This is a genomic window from Amycolatopsis sp. WAC 01416 (assembly GCF_003947485.1).
Lineage (GTDB): Bacteria > Actinomycetota > Actinomycetes > Mycobacteriales > Pseudonocardiaceae > Amycolatopsis.
On sequence record NZ_QHHX01000017.1, the window covers coordinates 38,028 to 57,403 of the forward strand.

The following is a 19,376-nucleotide window of genomic DNA, read 5'->3' on the forward strand; positions in this document are numbered from 1 at the left end:
CGCGAAAGCCACTTTCAGGACGTCTGACGTCCTGAAAGTGGCTTTCGCGACACAGTCGTTGCGGGGCTTGTCAATCCCGGACGGCGGCCGAGGCAGCGTCCCGTTTGGACTCATCGGGCACGGGGTCGACGGGGGCAGCCGGAACCTGGGCGACCGGTTTGCCGCGCCGCCTGCGGATCTCGAACCCGAGGAGGATCAGCACGAGCGTCACCGCGCTGAGCCAGAACTGCGAGCGGGTCGACGGCAGCAGAGCCATCGCCAGGATCACCCCGCCCATCAGCGCGATGGTCGCGTAGCTCAGCCAAGGGAACAGCCACATCTTGAGCGTGAGCTTCTCCGGGTCCTCGCGTTCCAGGCGTCGGCGGAGCCGTACCTGCGCGAGCGCGATCGAGAGGTACACGAACAGCGCGACGGCGCCGTAGGAGTTGACCAGGAACTGGAAGATCAGGTCCGGTGACGTGTAGGCGGCGATGACGGACACGTATCCGATGGCCGTCCCGGCGAGGATCGCGCGCCTCGGCACACCGCTGCGGGAGAGTCGCGTGAACGCCTTCGGGGCGTCGCCTTTGCTGGTGAGCGCGAACAGCATCCGCGACGAGGTGTACAGGGCCGAGTTCAGGCAGGACAGCACCGCCGTCAGGACGATCGCGTTCATGATCGTCGCCACCGCCGGGATGCCGAGCACCTCCAGCACGGCCGCGTACGGGCTGACCGCCGTCGCCGGATCGTCCCAGGACTTGATCGCGACGACGATGAACACGGAACCGACGTAGAACAGCACCACTCGCAGGATGATCGACCGCATGGCCTTCGCGACCGCCCGCTTCGGCTCCGCGGATTCGGCGGCGGCGATGGTGACGATCTCCGCGCCGGTGTAGAAACCGATGCACGGGACCACCGCCGCGAGCACGGCGCCGATACCGAGTGGCGCGAATCCGCCGTGGGAGACCAGGTTCGTCACGCCGCCTTGGGCGCCCGGCCAGAAGCCGAACAGGTAAAGGCCGCCGACGACGAGGAACACGACGATCGCGACGACCTTGATCGAGGAGAACCAGTACTCGAACTCGCCGTAGGACCGCGCCGAGACCATGTTGGTACCGGTCAGGATCAGGAGCAGGCCGAGACTGAGCACCCACAGTGGCACATCCGGTACCCACAGCTGCAGGATCCGGCCGCCCGCGACGGCTTCGACCGCCACGACGATGACGAAGAAGTACCAGTACATCCAGCCGACGGCGAAACCGGCGCGGTTGCCGAGCGCTTCCCTGGCGTAGACGTAGAACGAGCCGAGCGCGGGTTTGGCGATCGTCATCTCCGCGAGCATGCGCATGATGAGCACGGTGATCAGGCCCGCGATGAGGAACGAGACCACCGCGGCCGGTCCCGCCGACTGGATGACCACGCCGCTGCCGACGAACAGCCCCGCTCCGATGACGCCGCCGAGGGCGATCAAGTTCATATGTCGCTGCTTGAGCCCTGGTTTCAGGCCGCTGGTCTGTGCCGGGTCCGACGCTGAAGTCACGTCTCCTCCTTCTCGCACGCACCGCCGGAGCGGTCGCGCTGGGAGCTCCATTGTGGTTCCGGTCACCGTAGGAACAAGTCCGGCCCTTTGCGAGTGCCAGTTACGATGTGGGAAAGGGGTCCAGATACCACTCAGGACGGTCGGCGCACCGCCAAGGCCAGCAGTTCCGCCGCCGGTCCGGTGAGACGCCGTCCTTCGGGCCACACCGCGCGCAGCACCCGGGAGAAGTCGACGCCCTCCACCGCGACGGGCACGAGTTCGCGGTCCGTGACGTCCAGCGCGCTGATCACCGCGGGGCCGGCGCCCGCGACAACCGCGTTGCGGACGGCGGACGCGGAACCCAGTTCCAGCAACGGTTTCACCGGCCCCACCCCGGCCTTGCGCAACGCGGCGTCGACGGTCTCCCTGGTTCCGGAGCCGTGTTCCCGCACCACGAGCGGCGTTTGCGCCAGTTCCGACGGCGTCAGCGGACGGCGTTTCCGTGCCCAGGGATGCGCGCCGGGGACGACCACCACGAGATGGTCCACGGCGACCTGCCGTGACGCCAGCCCGGCCGGTGTCCGTGGCGACTCGACGAAGCCGATGTCGACCTTGCCCGCACGCGCCAGTTCGGCGACCTGGTCCGAATTCGTGACCTCGAGACCGAGGTGCAGGCGAGGGTTCGCGCGGTTGAGCTCGCCGATCCAGCCAGGGACCAAGTGCTCGGCCAGAGTCATGCTGGCCGCGACGCGGAGTGCGCCCGCGTGCCGGGTCCGCAGGGCCTCGGCACCGTCGAGCGATCCGCCGAGTTCGGCGAGCACGCGGTACGCCCAGCCGGCGATCACACGGCCGTCCGGGGTGAGCGCGGAACCGCGGCGGGTCCGGTCGACCAGCACCAGCCCGAGCCGTCGTTCCACTGAGGACAGTCGGTTGCTCGCCGACGGCTGCGCGATCCCGAGGGTGGCCGCGGCCTGCCCGATGCTGCCCAGTTCGTCGACGAGCACGAGCAGGCGCAAGGCGTCCAGTTCCGGTGCGGTCATAGCCAAACTGCATGACCTACCCGGTGTTCTCCCGGCTACCGACGCGGCCGTCACCGGACGACGCTCGTCACCATGAGCACCATGTCCGCGCGGCGAACGAAGCCGCATCTGACCGGTCTGGCCGTCACCGCCCTCGGGGTGGCTGTCGCGTACCTGCTGAGCACCGCCGTCCCCGTGCTCAGCGCGCTCACCCTCGCGGTCGTACTCGGGGTGCTCGCCGGCTCGCTCCCGGTGCTCTCGGACGGCACCCGGCAGGCGATCGCGAAGGTGACCAAGAAGCTGCTGCGCGCCGGTGTCGTCCTGCTCGGCCTTCAACTCGCGCTCCCGGCGGTGCTCTCCCTCGGCCCCGGCACGCTGCTCGCGGTCGTGCTGACGGTCGGCCTCACGTTCCTCGGCACGATCGGCCTCGGCAGGCTGATCGGTGTGCCGCGTGGCCTGGCGATGCTGGTCGCGACCGGGTTCTCGATCTGCGGCGCGTCGGCCATCGCGGCGATGGAAGGAGTCGTCGAACGCGAAGACTCCGACGTCGCGACCGCCGTCGCACTGGTCACCTTCTACGGCGGACTGGCGATCGCGGCCGTCCCGCTCGTCGGCGGCCGGCTCGGGATGGACGCGCTGCGCATCGGCGGCTGGGCCGGACTGAGCGTGCACGAGGTCGCCCAGGTGGTCGCGGCCGCCACCCCCGCCGGGACCGCCGCCGTCGCGGTCGCCGTGGTGGTGAAGCTGAGCCGCGTCGTCCTGCTGGCTCCCATGGTCGCCGCGGTCAGCGTGCACGAACGCCGTCGCCGCCCGTCCGCGGCCGGGAAGCGCACCCCGCTGGTCCCGCTGTTCGTCCTCGGTTTCCTGGCGATGGTCGTGGTGCGGAGCACCGGGATCCTGCCCGGCGTGGCGCTCGACGTCGCCAAGGTGGTCTGCACGCTGCTGCTGGCGGGAGCGCTTTTCGGACTCGGTTGCGCGGTCCGGATCGGCACCCTGGTCCGCACCGGTGGCCGGGCGCTGCTGCTCGGCCTGCTCTCCACGCTGCTGGTCGGCACCATCGCCTACGTCGCACTGGCGCTGCTCGGTTAGCACGGAACGTCCAGGGCCTGAGCGGCGGTCAGGAGCGCGAGCGTCTCGATGTCGGAGGCCGAGCAGCCGCGGGAAAGATCGTTGAGCGGGGCCGCGAGGCCCTGGAGGATCGGGCCGAGCGCGACGGCGCCCCCGAGCCGTTCGGCGATCTTGTAGCCGATGTTGCCGGCGTCCAGATTCGGGAACACCAGAACGTTCGCGCGTCCGGCGACCGCGGATCCGGGCGCCTTCGCCGCCGCGATGGACGCGCCGGTCGCGGCGTCGAACTGCAACTCGCCGTCCACGGGGAGGCCGGGTTCCCGGTGCCGCACCAGGGAAGTCGCCTCGCGAACGACCTCGACACGCTGGTGGGCAGCACTCCCCTGCGTGCTGAACGACAACATCGCGACCGCGGGATCCTCGCCCGTGAGACCGCGGTGGGTGGCCGCGGCGGCGAGAGCGATGTCCGCCAGCTGCGCGGCCCCCGGCTCTGGCACCACCGCGCAGTCCGAAAAGGTCAGCCGCCGCCCGTCCGGGAGCAGCAACAGGAAGCAACTGCTCAAAGTGGACACTCCCGGTGCCAGGCCAACGACCCGCAATCCCGCGCGCAACACGTCGGCGGTCGGCCGGGTCGCCCCGGCGACACAGGCGTCCACCCGGCCCGCCCGCAAGGCGGCGGCCGCCACGAACACCGGATCACGCCGGGCGGCGGCGAGCTTTTCCGGGCGACTGGTGAATCCCGCCGTCAACGCATCCGTGGTCCGGCCGTCGGCAAGGGCGTCCGCGACGTCCATGATCACGTCTTCCGGGACGCCGGCGGCACGGAGACGCGGCCCGACGCCGAACAGGAGCGGCCGCACGACACCCTCCGCGCGGAGGGCCAACGCGGCACGGACGGCGCGAGCGTCGCCGCCGTCCGGCAGGGCGACACGGAGATTCCTGCCGCGCAACGCCTTCCGCCATCTGCCGAGCGTCGCGTCCGGCGTGGCCTCGGTGCTCAGGCTCATCGAAGTACCTCCACATACGAAGCGGGGGCCGCCGGAAGACGGCGACCCCCACCGGGCGGAAAGGAATGGTTCAGGGCTGGATGGCCTTTTCGACGTCGTTGAGCATCGCGTCGACGCCGTGAAGCAGCTCGGTCAACACCTCGCGATCGGCGACGAGCGGTGGCGAGATCATCAGCATCGTCGCGCCGCGATCGTCGCCGCGGAGGATGACGCCCGTGCGGCGGAACGCCTCCGGGAGCACCTCGCGGAGCACCTTCAGCGATTCGGCCTCGGTGAGCGCACGACCGCTGTCGCGATCGGCCATCAGCTCGATGGCGTAGAAGAACCCGGTCCCGCGGACATCCTTGACGCACCGGTGCGCCGACTTCAGCGAGTTCAGCGCGGCGAACAGTTCCGGGCCCTCGGCGAGCACGTTGTCGAGCACCTTCTCGTCCCGCATCGCGGTGAGGTTCGCGACGGCGACGGCGGTCGCGACCGGGTGCCCACCCCAGGTGGCGCCGTGGGTGAAGACCCCGCCCTTCGGCGAGTCGTACAGCTCGGTGACCAGCTTCTCCCGCACGATCACCCCGCCGAGCGGCGCGTACCCCGACGTCGAACCCTTGGCGAAGGTGATCAAGTCCGGCACGACCCCGGTGAGACCGTGCCCGAACCAGTGCCCCAGCCTGCCGAACGAGCAGATGACCTCGTCCGACACGAGCAGGATGCCGTACTTGTCGCACAGCGCGCGCAAAGCGGGCCAGTACCCCTTCGGCGGGACCAGGGCGCCACGGCCGTTCTGCACCGGCTCGGCGAACAGCGCCGCGATGGTCTCCGGCCCTTCCTCCAGGATGACCTGCTCGATCGCCGTGACACAGTCCAATTCGGCCGCCGGACCGCAGTCACCCAGCAGCCCCAACGTGTTCGGCACATGCCGGACACCGGGCATGAGCGGGCCGAACGGCTCTTTGATCTTCGCGAGCCCGGTCACCGAGAGGGCGCCGATGGTCGTGCCGTGGTAGGCCATGTCACGGCTGATGATCTTCGTCCGCTCGGGCCGCCCCTGGCTACGGTGATACTGCCGGGCGAACTTCAACGCGGTTTCGACCGCCTCCGAGCCGGAGTTGACGAAGAACGTCGTCCCGAGGTCGCCCGGCGCGAGTTCGGCCAGCAGCGTGGCCGCCTCGATCGCGGGGGTGTGCGCCGAACCCCAGTTGCTCGCGTAGGCCAGCGTGCCGACCTGGTCGGCGGCGGCCTTGGCGATGTCGGCCCGCCCGTGACCCATGTTGACGCAGAAGAGCCCGGCGAGACCGTCGAGGTGGCGACGTCCCTCGGTGTCGATCAGGTAGCTTCCCTCGCCGCGTACGAACACCGGGAAATCCGAGGCCCAGGTGTCCTTGCGGGTGAAGTGCGGGCCGAGATGCCTGCGGGCCTGCGCTCGCAGCTGGGTGACGTCCACCGGAGACCTCCTTCGAGACACGAGTCTGTGCTTTGACTTTCGCAACCCTGCTGGCACCGGCCCAGCACCAGAGCGGCGGCGTTCGATGGGTCCAGTTGGTCACCTGTCGGGACGGTTGCTCATGTCGCACTGGCGCCGCGCTCGCCCCTTGCCGACCGCCCTGCCGACACCGATGTCGCGCGGCCGCAGCGGCGCCGCACTCTCCCCCTCGTCGGCCACCCCCGGGTCCCAGGCGTTGCGAAAGCCACTTTCGCAACGCTGAAGGTTGCGAAAGTGGCTTTCGCAACGCGCCACACCGCGGCAGCGTCTCCCCCCGCAACGCGCGTGAAGGCCCCCTTCCCTCGACTGAGCCGAGGGAAGGGGGCCTTCACGCGCGGAACGAGACCTACACGTAGTCCTTGTACTTCTCCAGGAAGCGCACGGGCTTGGACAGCGCGTCCCGGCGGAACGGGTCGCCGAGTTCGCGGGTGCACATGATCTCGATGACGGTGGTCTTGCCCTCGTTCATCTGCGCGTCGACGGCGCGCTGCAGGGCGGGGCCCACCTCGTCGAGCTTCTCCACGACGATGCCTTCCGCGCCCATCGCCTTCGCGATGCCCGCGAAGCTCTCGCTTTCCAGCTCGCCCGCGACGAACCGGCGGTTGTAGAAGTCGACCTGGTTCTTCTTCTCCGCGCCCCATTGCCGGTTGTGGAACACCACGGCGGTGACCGGGATGTCGTGGCGGACCGCGGTCATGATCTCGCCCATGCTCATCCCCCATGCGCCGTCACCGGCATAGGAGATCGCGGGCCGGTCGGGGGCGGCGGCCTTGGCGCCGATGATGGTCGGCAGCGCGTACCCGCAGTTGCCGAAGCTCATCGGGGCGAAGAAGCTGCGCGGCTCCTCGAACCGCAGATAGCTGTTCGCGACCGAGTTGATGTTGCCGATGTCGGTCGACACCATCACCCGCGGCGGCATCGCCTTCTCCAGTTCCCGCAACACTTCCCGCGGGTGCAGCCAGTTGCCCTCCTCGGTCTCCTGCTCCGCGATCATGTCAAGGCTGAACGGGTCGGTCTCGTGGGTCCAGGCGTCGAGTTCGGCCTCCCACGCGTCCTTCTCCGCCTTGATCTTCGCCGCGCGGGCGTCCTTTGTGGAGTCACAGGCCAGCGTCCGGTCCGACAGGCGCTTGGTCAGCGCGACCGCCGCGTCCTTGGCGTCGCCGCAGATGCCGACGGTGATCTTCTTGACCAGGCCGAGCATCTTGTGGTCCGCGTCGATCTGGATGATCTTCGCGTCCTTGGGCCAGTAGTCCATACCGTGCTGCGGCAGCGTGCCGAACGGCCCGAGCCGCGAGCCGAGCGCGATCACGACGTCCGCCTGCGAGATCAGCTTCATCGCGGCCTTGGAACCCTGGTAGCCCAGCGGCCCGCACCATTGCGGGTGGCTCGCCGGGAACGAGTCGTTGTGCAGGTAGCTGTTCACCACGGGAGCGCCGAGGCGTTCGGCGAGGGCCTTGCACTCCTCGACACCGTCGGCCATCACGACGCCGCCGCCGGAGATGATCACCGGGAACTCCGCCGTGGCCAGCAGCGCGGCGGCCTCGTCGAGGCTTCGCTCTCCGCCGGGACCGCGGTCGAGCCTGGCGGGTTCCGGGATCTCGGCCTCGATCTCGCCGTAGAAGAAGTCGCGAGGGATGTTGAGCTGTGTCGGACCGAGCTCGGAGTGGGCCCGGTCGAAGCAGCGGCCGGTGTACTCCGCCATCCGCTTCGGGTTGTTGACGTGCCCCTGGTACTTGGTGAACTCCTGGAACATCGGCAGCTGGTTGGCCTCCTGGAAGCCGCCGAGACCGGTACCCATCGTGCCCGCCTCCGGCGTCACGATGACGACCGGGCTGTGCGCCCAGTAGGCGGCCGCGATCGCGGTGACGCAGTTGCTGATGCCGGGGCCGTTCTGCCCGATGACGACGCCGTGCCTGCCGCTCACCCTGGCGTAGCCGTCGGCCATGTGCCCGGCGCCCTGTTCGTGCACGACCGGTACCAGCCGGATGCCCGCCGGCGCGAAGATGTCCATCGCGTCCATGAACGCGGAACCCATGATGCCGAAGATGTCGGTGACGCCGTTGGCCACGAGCGTCTCGACGAAGGCCTCGGACGGGGTCATCTTCTTCCGGCCGCTGACGACCACGCGGCCGTCACCCGTCTTCCGTTCCGTCATGTTCCGCTCCTTCGACAGGCAGATTTACAAAAAACGATACGTGGCGTTCCTGAAATCAGGATGCGACCGACGATAGGTCGAGTATCGACGAGCGTCAACGTCAAATTCTGAAAACCGAGACGCCATGTGCTACTTTTCGGAACATGGAGCTGCTTCGCGAACCCGATCCGATCAACGGGGACACGCCGACCATGCGGCTGTTCTCCCTGCTCGAGCTGATCGCCGCCAAGGATCAGCTGGTCTCCCTGCAGGGCCTCGTCGAGGAGACCGGACTGCCGAAACCGACCCTGCACCGCATGCTGCAGCAACTCGAAGGCGCGGGTCTGCTGGTCCGCCAGGCCGACGGTCGCCATTACGGCACCGGCCACCGGCTGCGACGGCTCGCGGAGAACCTGCTCCTCAACGCGACCCACCACGGCGCCCGGCACGCCGTCCTGCGCCACCTCGTCGACGAACTCGGCGAGAGCTGCAACGTGACCACGTTGTCGGGCAACGAGATCGTGTACCTCGACCGGGTGGAGACGCCGGAACCGCTGCGGTTCTACCTCCGGCCCGGCTCACGCGTGCCGATCCACTGTTCGGCCAGTGGCAAGATGATCCTCGCGCAGATGAGCCCGTCGCAGCGGCGCAAACTCCTCGCGCACGCGCCGCTCAAGCAGTACACGAACAAGACCATCACCGACCTCGACACGCTCGAGGCAGAGTTCGCCCGCATCCGTCGCGACGGCTTCGCGCTCGACGACGAGGAGTTCCTGCCCGGCCTGGTGTGCGTCGCGGTGCTCGTCCCGGGCCGCGCCAACCTCTGCGTCGCGGTGCAGGCGCCGGTCATGCGGCTGACTCCGGACAAGGCGCTCCAGACGCTCCCGGCGCTGCAGCGTGCGGCCGAGGCGATCAGCCGCGTCGACGCCGAGGGCGCGTCCGAACCGGAAAGTGTTCCGTCGTAAGGAGTTCTCATGGTCCCCGAGCTTCGGCTCCCGGTGCGCAACCTCTTCGGCATCGATTCGGATCTCGTCGTCGGCGCGTTCCGCGAACGCGGCGAGCACGTTCCCGAGATCGACGAGGCGTACCGCTTCAACCCGGACGTGACGCTGGCCCTGCTCGCCGGGTTCACCCGCGACCGCCGCGTGCTGGTGCAGGGACTGCACGGCACCGGGAAGTCGACCCACATCGAACAGGTCGCGGCCCGGCTCAACTGGCCGTGTGTGCGGGTCAACCTGGACGGTCACCTCAACCGCCTCGACCTCGTCGGCCGCGACGCCGTCGTGCTGCGCGAGGGCAAGCAGGTCACCGAGTTCCAGGAGGGCATCCTCCCGTGGGCGCTGCAGCGGCCGGTCGCGCTGGTGCTCGACGAGTACGACGCCGGTCGTCCGGACGTCATGTTCGTGCTCCAGCGGGTCCTCGAACGCGACGGCAAGTTCACCCTCACCGACCAGAACCGTGTCCTGCGGCCACATCCGTCCTTCCGGTTGTTCGCCACCGCCAACACGGTCGGGCTCGGCAACCTCAACGGGCTCTACCACGGCGCGCAGCGGTTGAACCACGCGCAGATCGACCGCTGGAACATCGTCGCGTCGCTGAACTACCTGCCCGCCGCCGAGGAGATCGCGATCGTGCGGGCCAGGGTCCCGAGCATCCCGGAAACGCTGGCGGCGTCACTGGTCGCGGTGGCCGCCTTGACCCGCAAGGGTTTTCAGGCCGGTGACCTGTCCACGCTGATGTCCCCGCGCACGGTGATCACCTGGGCGGAGAACATCGAGATCTTCGGCGATCCGGCGACGGCGTTCCGGCTGTCCTTCGTGAACAAATGCGACGAAGCCGAGCGCGCGCTCGTGGCGGAGTACTTCCAGCGCTGCTTCGACGACGAGCTCCAGCTGCTCTCGGCATGACGGCCGGGCAGACGGAAACCCGGCGCCGCCACCAGGTCGAGGAGCTGTGCGCGGCCGCGGTCCGGGCACTCACCGGCGACCCGGCGCTGCATTTCCGGGCGCGGCGGCTGCATCGGGGACGCGAACCGCTGCCGTTGCACGCGCCGCATCTGCGTCACTCCGCCGACGACGACCTGGTGTCCTCACGCGGGATCGCGGACGGGATGGCGTTGCGCCTGACCACCTCGGACGCCGCCCTGCATCGGAGCCTGTGTCCGCCGGGTCCGGCCGAACGCGGGATTTTCGAGCTGCTGGAACAGTTCCGCGTCGAGTCGCTCCCGCCCCCGGAGCTGCCGGGCATGCGGCGGAACGTCCGCCTTCGCCACCTCCGCTGGTCCCTCGAATTCCACCGATCCGGGCTGACCGAGACCGCCCGCGGGTTGTTGCTGTACACCGTCGCGCAGATCTGCCGGTCGCGGATCGCCGGAGAACCCGTGGTCGAGGAGACCGAGGAGCTGATCGAGGCGACCCGATTCGCGCTGGCGCCGAGGCTGGGCCACGACCTCGCCGGGCTGCGACGGCACCGCACCGATCAGAAGGCGTTCGCCGAACACGCGCTGGCGATCGCCCGGACGGCAGGCGGGCTGCTCACCGCGACCGAGCGGGGCGCCGAAGACGACGGCGACCCCACCGACCCGCGCTTCAGCCTCTTGATCGACTTCGACGCGAGCCATGGCGATCAGATCCCGTCCGCGACCGCCGGAACCAGTCGTACCCTGGGTGAATCCGGTGCGACGTACCGGGTTTTCACCACCGCGTACGACAGTGAACGGCGCGCGTCGGACCTGGTGCGCCCCGCGCTGCTGACCGAACTCCGGGAACGGCTCGACCGTCGCGTCGGCAGGCAGGGCGTCGGCCCGGGGCGGCTGGCGCGCGACCTCAAGGCGGTGCTCGCCGTACCCACTCGTGACGGCTGGGACGGCGGGCAGGAGGAAGGCCACCTGGACGGCCGCACCCTGGCGCAGCTGATCAGCTCACCCACCGAGCGCCGCATCTTCCGCACCGAGCGGGTCGAACCGGTGGCGGACACACTCGTGACGTTCCTGATCGACTGCTCGGGCTCGATGACCGCGCACGCGGAACCCGTCGCCGCACTGGTCGATCTCTTCGCGCGCTCGCTCGAACTCGCCGGTGCCGCCTGCGAAGTCCTCGGCTTCACCACCGGCGCCTGGAACGGCGGCAGGCCGAGGCGGGAGTGGATCCGGGCGGGACGGCCACAGCATCCCGGCAGGCTCAACGAACGACTTCACGTCGTGTTCAAGGACGCCGAAACCCCGTGGCGCCGCGCGCGCCCCGATCTCGCGGCACTGCTGAAAGCCGATCTGTTCCGGGAAGGGATCGACGGCGAGGCCGTGGCCTGGGCCTGCGATCGGATGCGCGCGCGGGCGGAGGAGCGCCGGATCCTGCTCGTCCTCTCCGACGGCAGCCCCATGGACAGCGCGACGAGCCTGGCGAACGATCCGCACTACCTGGACGAGCATCTGCGGGAAACGGTGCTGCTACAGGAAAACACCGTCGAGATCCGCGGGGCCGGCGTCGGGCTCGACCTGAGCCCGTTCTATCGCCGGTCCCGGGTTCTCGACACCTCGGTGACGTCCGGGTACGCGCCGTTCCGGGACGTTCTCGGGCTGTTTTCCCCGGGGGTGAACGTCGCCGGTTCCCGTCCCTGATCCGTGGGTGGGTTCAGCGGCCGTAGCCACCCTCTTCACCGCTGTTCCCGCCGAACTCGGCGCGCTGTCCTTCATCGCCGCCGTATTCATTGCCCGCCTGGCCGCCGGGGGCTTCGTATTCATTACCCGCCTGGCCGCCGGGGGCATCGTTACCGAAGCCGCCACCCTGCTGCTGCTCTTCGTTCTGCTGCTCGCCGCCGGAATCGCCGAGGAAGCCTTTCGCCTTGTCAGCGGCCGAGTCGATCTTGTCGGAGTGTTCGCCGAATCGCGATTTCGCGAAATCGGCGGCCTTGTCGACGTGCTCCCCGCTCACCTTGTCCTTCATTCCTTCGAAGTCGATACCCACGAGAACTCCTCACCTGGTTCGAATGCGCCGATGACCGGCGCGTACCTCCATCAAAGTCCATTCGCCCAGCGCGGCAACTTGAACGCGACGGTTGGGTGAGTCGGCGCGTTCCCCTTTCCGGTCAGGGAAACAGCCCCGGCCAGGGCACGGACGTGCACCAGTTGTCGCTCACTTGGGTGGACTTGCCGTCCCATCGCGGTCATGCGGATGCGGCCCCCGGGCCCCTCAGGACAAGGGGTCTCCTGGTCGACGCGATTTACTACATCATGACCACGGCACGATAGAGGTCAGTCACACTCGATCACGGTTGGCGCTTTTAGTCCTTTCGTGTTCGTATCCGTCACGTCAGCCAAAGCGGAGACGGCCAAGGGAGTTTGAACTTCATGCGCAGGACAATTGTCCGGACGGTAACGGGTGTGGCGATCGTGGCCGGCCTGGTGACCGCTTGCGGCTCGGAGGGCGAGAACGGTGCGAATGGAGCATCTGGCGCGAATGGAACCGCTTCAAGCGCGGCCGCCGCGTCGTCGCCCGGCGCCGGAGCCCCGGCTTCCTCGGGCGCGGGCACCGGGGACGCGGGGCAAGCGGGCGGGGAGGCGGCCCAGAAGGTGACAGCGGCGATCCAACAGGCGCAGCAGCAGTCACCGATCACCTTCACCACGGAAAGCGCCGAACTGTCCGAGAAGAGCAAAACGGCACTCGGCGAGATCGCCAAGGCCATGCAGGGCAACGACGTCAAGATCACCGTCGCCACCCACGCCGGTTACCCCGACGCGGAAAAGTCCAAGGCTCTCTCCGAGAAGCGCGCGGAAGCGATCACCGCCGCGCTCGAAGGAGCGGGCGTGGCGAAGGATCGCGTCAAGACCGAAGCGACCGGCAACGAGAAGGCGCAGGGCGATCAGGCGTTGAACACGCAGATCACCGTCGCACAGTGACCCACGACGGAAGCGCGGACGGGCGGAACGATCCGCCCGTCCGCGCTTGCCACTATCTGATCGGCCCGAGCGGTTTCCCCAACTACGGCGACGAACTGATCGCGGCGACGTGGCTGCGCTACTTGGCTCGCACGGATCCGGAGGCCGACGTCTGGCTCGACACCCACTCGCCGGGCCCCGCGCAACTGCTGCTGAACGATCTGCACCCGCGGCTGCGTTGCACGGACACCCTGTGGCGGCTGTGCGGTGAGGCGCCGTCGGACGATCCGTGGGAGGTCGCGGGCTGGGTGCAGTCGGCGGTCGACGACCCCGGGCTCGCGCCGCGCTGGGACGCGGGCATCGACCTGCTCGGCCGGACCGACGTGCTCCACCTGATCGGCGGCGGCTACCTCAACGCGCTGTGGCCCCGGCATATCGGGCTGATCGCGGGCGCCGCGGCCGCCGCCCGGCGCTCGGGGGCCCGCACGGCCATGACCGGACAGGGGCTGACCCCGTTCCCGCCCGGTGCCGTGGACCTTCTCCGGTCCCTCACCGACCGCTTCGACGTCGTCGACGTGCGCGACGACCCTTCGTCCGAACTACTCCCCGGAGTCGTCCGGACGTGTGATGACGTCTTCCTCGATCCGCCCGTGCCGACGCCCTCCGCGCAGGCACGCGAATTCGTGCTGTGCATCCAGTCCGATATCGGCGCTTTCGAGCCGTCCACACTGGCCGCCCAGGTGCTGGGTCTGTTGCGGGCGTGGGAGGTCCATCCCGAACAACTCGCGATCGTCGAAGGGATCCCCCGGATCGACCGTGCCGTTCCGGCGTTGCTGGAACACGAGATCGCCGGTGCGGAGTTCCACCCGTTCCGCGACATCTGGCGCACCGGGCTGCCGTCGGCGCCCGGCCAGACCTGGATCTCCAGCCGCTACCACCTGCACCTCGCCGCCGCGGCCGCCGGAGCGACCGGTCTCGCGGTCAGCGTGTCGCGCGGGTACTACACGACCAAGCACCGCAGCCTGATCGACCTCGGTTCCGGGTGGACCTCGTTCGACGCCGAGGCGGGCGGGACACCGGACCGGCCGACCGGGACCGGGTTCCCGCCCCACGTCCTCAGGCGGTGCCGCGACCTGAAACTGTCGGTCGCGGAGGCGGTGTACGGACGCCAGGCGGCCGCGCCCGCTCAGCCCGCGCCGCGACGCCTCACCCTGCGCTCGTGGCGGACCCGGTCGAGCTAGCCGCGGGGCTTGGCGGGCACTCGCCGGGGTCGTGAGTGGCAAAGGTGGCTTTGTTGAGGGGTAAGGCGAACGTGGCATGTCCTGAAGGGTCCTTTTGAGACGTTGAAGGTCTCAAAAGGACCCTTCAGGACGCCGCATCACCGGTTGAGGGAGGGCACCGTCTCGGCGGCCGGAGCGCTTTCGGCCGAAAGTGCCACCGGGGTCCGCGCCTGATCCGGCGCCATCAGGCTCCAGATCAGCACCACTGCCAGGTTCAGCCCGAGCGAAACCAGACCCGCGTTGACACCACCGAACGTCGCGCCGGTGACGTACAGGACGATCGCGGTGATCACCCCGGTGACCATCCCCGCCGCGACCGCGGCCGTCCGCACCCGGCGCACGAACAGGATCGCGAGCCAGCCGGGGACGACCTGCGCCAGCAGGTTGTAGGTCAGGTTCAGGATGGTGAGCATCAACGTCGAGGCGACGAGCGTCAGTACCGCCGCCAGCACCAGGAAACTCGCCACCGCGACGACGGTCCACCGGCGCTGCGCCGCGGCGGGGATGTTCGGCGCGAGGTTGCGGCAGACCATCCCGCCGATGGTGAGCGCGGTCGCGGCGAGCACGAGCACGCCAGACAGCGCGGCGCCGGCGGCGACAAGGCCCAGCAGCCAGTCGGGCAGCAAACCCTTGGCGGTCACCATGAACACCGTGTTCGGGTTGTCCAGATCCGGATGTGCGCGCACGCCGTAGTAGGCGGCCAGCACCAGGAACGGGTAGATCAGCATGTACATCGGCATCCATACGGTCGAGCTCTTCACCGCGCGTTCGGAACGGGCCGGGAACACGTACGCGCCACCGAATCCGAGGTAGAACACGATGCTCTGGAAGAGGATCGTCGTCATCGCGAACGTCAGATCCGGACCGCCCATGGTGGTCTGGGCCGCGCTGAGCACCTCGGGTCCGCTGACCTTGGCGGTGCCGCCGGCGGCGAGTACCACCGCCACCCCGACGAGCACCACGCCGACCAGCATGAACACGTCCTTGAGGATCGACACGAACGCGGGTGACCGCACCCCGGAGACGGCGATGTAGACGAACGCCACGATGCCCGCCAGCACCACGCACTGCAGGGGATCCAGCCGCAGTCCCAGATTGCTGAGCACCACCTGGAGACCGATGAACTGGTACTGCCCCCACGGGATCAGCGCGATCAGCATCGTGACGCAGGTGATCAGCTCGAGCCGCCTGCTGCCGAAATGCCGTCCGAACACGTCCGGCACGGTCATCGCGTCGTACCGTTTCGCCGCCCGCCACACCAGCGGGGCCAGGAAGTAGCCCAGTGAGTACGCGAGCAGGATGTAGCCGAGGAACCAGATCCCGTAGCTCGCGCCGTGCGCGTAGATCCCGCTCGGGAAGCCGATCATCGTCCCGATGCTGTACACCTCGCCGACCGCGAGGAAGTACACGAGCCACGCCGGGAACGACCGGCCGCCGACGAGGAACTCGGAGATCCCACCGCCACGACTGGACCGCCCGGCCCATACCGCGAGCCCGATCGAACCCGCCATCACCACCGCCACGATCGCGATCAGCATCAGTCGTCCTCCGGGTAGTGGGCACGGTCGAAGAAACGCCAGCTGATCCACAGGCACAGCGTGGTCAGCGGGCAGCAGCAGAACACCCAGAAGAACAGCGCCGGGATACCGAGCACCGATGCCGTCGATCCGGACAGCAGGAGAATTCCGGCCAGCAGGGCGAAAGCGGGGGCGAAAAGTCCTATAAGGACACTCGGCCAGCTCCGGATCATCGGCGTGCTCCCGTCGTCTCGCGCCGCCAGACGACCTCGCCGCCGCTGACGGTGGCGTCCACGGTCAGCTCGCGGATCCGGTCGGGGTCGATCGTGGTGGGGTCGCCGGACAGCACCGCGAGATCGGCGAGCTTCCCGATCTCCAGGCTGCCCTTGATGTCCTCCTCACCCGCCAGGTACGCGGCGTCGATCGTGTAGCCGCGCAACGCGGCGTCGACGTCGATCGCCTGCTCGGCGCCGAGCACCTTGCCCTGCCTGGTGATCCGGCGGACGGCGCACCAGATCCCTTCTAGCGGCGGCACCGGGGTCACCGGCGTGTCCGAATGCAGTCCGAAGTGGATGCCCCGCGAGCGGGCCGAAACCAGCGGGCTGATCCGGCGCGCCCGTTCGGGCCCGAGGAAGACGTCACGATGCCGGTCGCCCCAGTAGTAGACGTGTTTGACGAAGAACGACGCGAGGACGTCGTGGGCGGCCATCCGGTCGAGCTGGTCTTCGCGCACCGTCTGGCAGTGTTCGATCCGGTGCCGCCTGCCGGTTCCGTGTGGCGAGCCCAGCCGCGAGTAGCCGTCGATGATCGCGTCGATCGCCGCGTCTCCGTTGCCGTGCACGGCGACCTGCCAGCCCACCGCGTCGAGCGCGGCGATCCGGTGGCCGAGGTCGGCGGGTTCGAGCAGCATCATGCCGTGCTCGTCCGGGTCGCAGGTGTAGCCCTCCGCGAGACAGCCGGTCTTGCCCTGGATCGACCCGTCCGCGACGATCTTCACGCCCGTCATCGCGAACTTGTCGTCCGCGCCGCTGTCGTCCGGCGCGTCCGGCCTGCCTTCGTCCAGACCGGGAACCAGCCCGTCGAACAGGTATCCACGCACCCGGACACGCAGTTTTCCGGCCCGCCGCAGCAGCGCGTACGCCTCGAGCTCGGCGGCGCCGCCGATGAGCCCGATGCCGGTGTCGTGCACGGACGTCACGCCGTTGGCGAGGTATTCCTCGTCCGCCAGGAGCAGGGCTTCGGCGAGTTCGCCGGCGCTCTGGCCGGGCAGCCGGGACGTGACCAGGAAGGCCGCCGTCTCGACGAGCACCCCGGTCGGCTCGCCCCTGGCGTCGCGCACGATGAGCCCGCCGGGCGGATCCGGTGTCTCGGCGGTGATCCCGACTTCGCGCAGGGCGAGCGAGTTCGCGGTGCAGAAGTGCCCCGAAACGTGGGTCAGGACCACGGGATTGCGGCCGGAGACGGGGTCGAGGTCCGCGCGCGTCGGGTGACGGCCGTCCGCGAGCAGCGTGTCGTCATACCGGAAACCGCGGATCCACTCCCCCGGTCCGAGATCCTTGGCCGCCTGGGCGACCCTGCCGACGATGTCGGCGATGGTGTCGTTGGGTGGGCTGCCGGCGTCGACCGGCGCGGCCAGCGTCATCCCGAAGAACGCCGGATGGTTGTGGGACTCCACGAAACCGGGGATCACCGTGCGCTCGGCCAGATCGAGCACGGTGGTTCCCGGCCCGATCAGCCTCGACACGTCGCGTTCGGAACCCAGCGCGGTGACGCGCCCGCTGCTCGCGGCCAGCGCGCGGACCCGTCTCCCCGCCGGGTCGAGGGTGAGCACGGTGCCACCGAGCGCGACGAAATCGGCGGCACCCCGGGGATCTTCTCGAACGAACTCCACCACACGGACCTCCTGGCGACGTGTCCTGGCTCACGAAGGATCCCCAGACAGTGCGGCACGTCTGGCCGCCTGAACAGGTCCAGAACGCTCCGGTGCGGTGGTACCAGTTAGACACTCAGCCGCCGAGAAGATCGCGGCAGGCCTCACCGAGCAGGCGGATACCAGGATCGATGTCGCGCAATGGCACGGCCGCGAAGCCGATCCGGAAGTGGTTGCGCGGCGGGCTTTCCCCGACGAAGAAGATGTCACCGCGCTCGATCAGGACGCCGTCGCGCTCGGCACGGTCCATCAGCGCCCGGCAGTCCAGTTCGGACGGTCCGGTCATCCAGAGGCTGACCCCGCCCGGCGGATACGCCGTCTGCGCCCACGGCAGATGCGCGGCGACCGCGGCACCGGTCGCCTCCCATTTCCGCATCAGCTTCGTGCGGTAGCGCCGCAGGGAACGGTGGTACTCGCCGCTGTCGATGAGCAACGCGAGCGCTCGCTGAAGGTGTCCTGGTGGATGGCGCAGCACGTATCGCCGGATCTCGCGCAGCTCCTTCACCAGCTCGCGCGGTCCGACCAGGTATCCCAGCCGCAGCCCCGGTGACAGGAACTTGGAGAAGGTGCCGAGATAGATCGCGTCCCCGGTGCCGTCGAGCGCCTTGAGCGCGGGTGTGGGGCTGCCGTGGTACCGGAATTCGCTGTCGTAGTCATCTTCGACGAGCACCGTGCCCGCATTCGCGGCGAGATCGAGCAGCCGTCGGCGGCGACCGATGCTCAACGTCGCGTTCGTCGGGTGGTGGTGGCTCGGGGTGAGGTAGAGCAGATCGACGCCGTCGAGCGTCTCCGGCGGGCGCACGCCGCTCTGATCGACGTCGAGGCCGCGCAGCCCCGCGCCGGTCCGCAGGAAGATGTGCCGGGCGTCGAGGTAGCCCGGGTTCTCCATCGCCACGACGCTGTCCGGCCCGAGCAGCGCCCGGCCGAGCAGGTCGAGGCCCTGCTGCGAACCGACGGTGATCAGCACCTCGGACGGATCGGCCTCGATCCCCCGCGCGGTGAGCAGCTGACGGCAGATGAGGTCGACCAGCATCGGGTCGTCGGAACCGACGCTGTCCTGCAGGCTCGGGAACACATGCGGCCGGTAAAGCGCGTCACGCAGGCAGCGGGTCCACGACCTCGCGGGGAAGGCCGTGACGTCCACCTGCCCGGCGAGGAACGGGTACGGGTACGTGTGCCAGTCCACGCGTTTCTCGACGTGCGGCACGCCGGCGTCCGGATACCGGCGCACCCGCGCGCTCCAGTCGATGGCCGGGCTGGTGCCCCGCTCCTGTACCGCGCAGTGCGGGCGCATCTCCGCGTTGATGAACAGCCCGCTGCGCTCGCGGCTCTCCACGAACCCTTCGGCGACCAGCTCCTGGTACGCGAGGTTGATGGTGTTGCGGGAAACGCTCAGTTCGGCGGCCAGCTCACGCGAGCTCGGCAGCCGGTGGGCCGGGTCGAACGTGCCGATCGCGATGCCGTGCTCGATCGCGCGTCGCACCTGCCGGTAGAGCGGCTCGGTGGACGTCCGGTCGATTTCGATCAACGTTCGCGGCAACGGCACCTCCCTCACGGCGACTCGGCCGGGATC

At 69.1% G+C, this 19,376-nt stretch carries 16 protein-coding genes; 6 read left to right on the forward strand and 10 right to left on the reverse strand.

From position 1 onward, the window contains the following. Positions 1 to 70: 70 nt before the first annotated feature. Positions 71 to 1,459 carry an amino acid permease gene (locus tag DL990_RS39800; RefSeq protein WP_125783113.1) on the reverse strand — a complete coding sequence of 463 codons (1,389 nt, stop codon included), beginning with the start codon at positions 1,457 to 1,459 and terminating at the stop codon, positions 71 to 73. A gap of 194 nt (positions 1,460 to 1,653) precedes the next feature. After that, positions 1,654 to 2,541: a LysR family transcriptional regulator gene (locus tag DL990_RS39805; RefSeq protein ID WP_125801757.1), complete on the reverse strand. Its 888-nt coding sequence runs from the start codon at positions 2,539 to 2,541 to the stop codon at positions 1,654 to 1,656. Positions 2,542 to 2,613: 72 nt separating this feature from the next. Between DL990_RS39805 and DL990_RS39810 the strand changes: the two genes are divergently transcribed. Further along, positions 2,614 to 3,609 (forward strand): YeiH family protein, encoded by a 996-nt coding sequence (locus tag DL990_RS39810; RefSeq protein WP_125801758.1) that lies wholly within the window; start codon positions 2,614 to 2,616, stop codon positions 3,607 to 3,609. Here DL990_RS39810 and DL990_RS39815 read toward each other — a convergent pair. The 3 genes from DL990_RS39815 to xsc all read right to left on the reverse strand — a co-directional run bounded on the left by DL990_RS39815 (position 3,606) and on the right by xsc (position 8,224). Further along, positions 3,606 to 4,595: a phosphotransacetylase gene (locus DL990_RS39815; RefSeq protein ID WP_125801759.1), complete on the reverse strand. Its 990-nt coding sequence runs from the start codon at positions 4,593 to 4,595 to the stop codon at positions 3,606 to 3,608. The two genes, DL990_RS39810 and DL990_RS39815, sit on opposite strands and share 4 nt — an antisense overlap. A gap of 70 nt (positions 4,596 to 4,665) precedes the next feature. Further along, positions 4,666 to 6,030 carry an aspartate aminotransferase family protein gene (locus DL990_RS39820; RefSeq protein ID WP_125782943.1) on the reverse strand — a complete coding sequence of 455 codons (1,365 nt, stop codon included), beginning with the start codon at positions 6,028 to 6,030 and terminating at the stop codon, positions 4,666 to 4,668. Positions 6,031 to 6,415: 385 nt separating this feature from the next. Then, entirely contained in the window at positions 6,416 to 8,224 is a 1,809-nt protein-coding gene (gene xsc / locus DL990_RS39830) for a sulfoacetaldehyde acetyltransferase (RefSeq protein ID WP_125801761.1), read from the reverse strand. 143 nt (positions 8,225 to 8,367) lie between these two features. Here xsc and DL990_RS39835 point away from each other — a divergent pair, with 143 nt between their 5' ends. The 3 genes from DL990_RS39835 to DL990_RS39845 are packed head-to-tail and all read left to right on the forward strand — an operon-like array spanning position 8,368 to position 11,819. Then, on the forward strand, positions 8,368 to 9,168 hold the full coding sequence (locus tag DL990_RS39835) for an IclR family transcriptional regulator (RefSeq protein ID WP_125782937.1): 801 nt from the start codon (positions 8,368 to 8,370) through the stop codon (positions 9,166 to 9,168). A gap of 9 nt (positions 9,169 to 9,177) precedes the next feature. Then, entirely contained in the window at positions 9,178 to 10,110 is a 933-nt protein-coding gene (locus DL990_RS39840; RefSeq protein ID WP_125801762.1) for an AAA family ATPase, read from the forward strand. After that, positions 10,107 to 11,819 (forward strand): cobalt chelatase, encoded by a 1,713-nt coding sequence (locus tag DL990_RS39845; protein ID WP_125801763.1) that lies wholly within the window; start codon positions 10,107 to 10,109, stop codon positions 11,817 to 11,819. Before DL990_RS39840 ends, DL990_RS39845 begins: the two co-directional genes overlap by 4 nt. A 13-nt stretch (positions 11,820 to 11,832) precedes the next feature. Here DL990_RS39845 and DL990_RS42070 read toward each other — a convergent pair whose 3' ends face one another. Beyond that, positions 11,833 to 12,165, reverse strand: coding sequence for an antitoxin (locus DL990_RS42070; protein ID WP_233598742.1), 333 nt, complete (start codon positions 12,163 to 12,165; stop codon positions 11,833 to 11,835). 416 nt (positions 12,166 to 12,581) lie between these two features. Here DL990_RS42070 and DL990_RS39855 point away from each other — a divergent pair, with 416 nt between their 5' ends. After that, positions 12,582 to 13,097: an OmpA family protein gene (locus tag DL990_RS39855; protein ID WP_125782931.1), complete on the forward strand. Its 516-nt coding sequence runs from the start codon at positions 12,582 to 12,584 to the stop codon at positions 13,095 to 13,097. Next, entirely contained in the window at positions 13,094 to 14,317 is a 1,224-nt protein-coding gene (locus DL990_RS39860) for a polysaccharide pyruvyl transferase family protein (protein ID WP_125782929.1), read from the forward strand. The genes DL990_RS39855 and DL990_RS39860 overlap by 4 nt, the downstream gene beginning before the upstream one ends. A gap of 137 nt (positions 14,318 to 14,454) precedes the next feature. Here the strand turns inward: DL990_RS39860 and DL990_RS39865 are convergent, their stop codons facing one another. The 4 genes from DL990_RS39865 to DL990_RS39880 all read right to left on the reverse strand — a co-directional run bounded on the left by DL990_RS39865 (position 14,455) and on the right by DL990_RS39880 (position 19,343). Further along, positions 14,455 to 15,894 carry a sodium:solute symporter gene (locus DL990_RS39865; protein ID WP_125801764.1) on the reverse strand — a complete coding sequence of 480 codons (1,440 nt, stop codon included), beginning with the start codon at positions 15,892 to 15,894 and terminating at the stop codon, positions 14,455 to 14,457. Then, positions 15,894 to 16,106 carry a DUF3311 domain-containing protein gene (locus DL990_RS39870; protein ID WP_125801765.1) on the reverse strand — a complete coding sequence of 71 codons (213 nt, stop codon included), beginning with the start codon at positions 16,104 to 16,106 and terminating at the stop codon, positions 15,894 to 15,896. Before DL990_RS39870 ends, DL990_RS39865 begins: the two co-directional genes overlap by 1 nt. Next, a complete protein-coding gene (locus tag DL990_RS39875; protein WP_125801766.1) occupies positions 16,103 to 17,767 on the reverse strand; it encodes an amidohydrolase in 1,665 nt (554 codons plus the stop codon). The genes DL990_RS39870 and DL990_RS39875 overlap by 4 nt, the downstream gene beginning before the upstream one ends. A 112-nt stretch (positions 17,768 to 17,879) precedes the next feature. Continuing rightward, positions 17,880 to 19,343, reverse strand: a complete 1,464-nt coding sequence (locus DL990_RS39880; protein ID WP_125801767.1) for a PLP-dependent aminotransferase family protein — start codon at positions 19,341 to 19,343, stop codon at positions 17,880 to 17,882. Between the last annotated feature and the right edge of the window lie 33 nt (positions 19,344 to 19,376).

What these genes read in the sequence shown, in the direction of transcription:
- DL990_RS39805 (WP_125801757.1), bottom strand. Translation starts at nt 2,541, where the DNA reads ATGACCGCACCGGAACTGGACGCCTTGCGCCTGCTCGTGCTCGTCGAC.
- DL990_RS39870 (WP_125801765.1), bottom strand. Translation starts at nt 16,106, where the DNA reads ATGATCCGGAGCTGGCCGAGTGTCCTTATAGGACTTTTCGCCCCCGCT.
- xsc (WP_125801761.1), bottom strand. Translation starts at nt 8,224, where the DNA reads ATGACGGAACGGAAGACGGGTGACGGCCGCGTGGTCGTCAGCGGCCGG.
- DL990_RS39865 (WP_125801764.1), bottom strand. Translation starts at nt 15,894, where the DNA reads ATGCTGATCGCGATCGTGGCGGTGGTGATGGCGGGTTCGATCGGGCTC.
- DL990_RS39800 (WP_125783113.1), bottom strand. Translation starts at nt 1,459, where the DNA reads ATGAACTTGATCGCCCTCGGCGGCGTCATCGGAGCGGGGCTGTTCGTC.
- DL990_RS39810 (WP_125801758.1), top strand. Translation starts at nt 2,614, where the DNA reads ATGAGCACCATGTCCGCGCGGCGAACGAAGCCGCATCTGACCGGTCTG.
- DL990_RS39835 (WP_125782937.1), top strand. Translation starts at nt 8,368, where the DNA reads ATGGAGCTGCTTCGCGAACCCGATCCGATCAACGGGGACACGCCGACC.
- DL990_RS39845 (WP_125801763.1), top strand. Translation starts at nt 10,107, where the DNA reads ATGACGGCCGGGCAGACGGAAACCCGGCGCCGCCACCAGGTCGAGGAG.
- DL990_RS39815 (WP_125801759.1), bottom strand. Translation starts at nt 4,595, where the DNA reads ATGAGCCTGAGCACCGAGGCCACGCCGGACGCGACGCTCGGCAGATGG.
- DL990_RS39840 (WP_125801762.1), top strand. Translation starts at nt 9,178, where the DNA reads ATGGTCCCCGAGCTTCGGCTCCCGGTGCGCAACCTCTTCGGCATCGAT.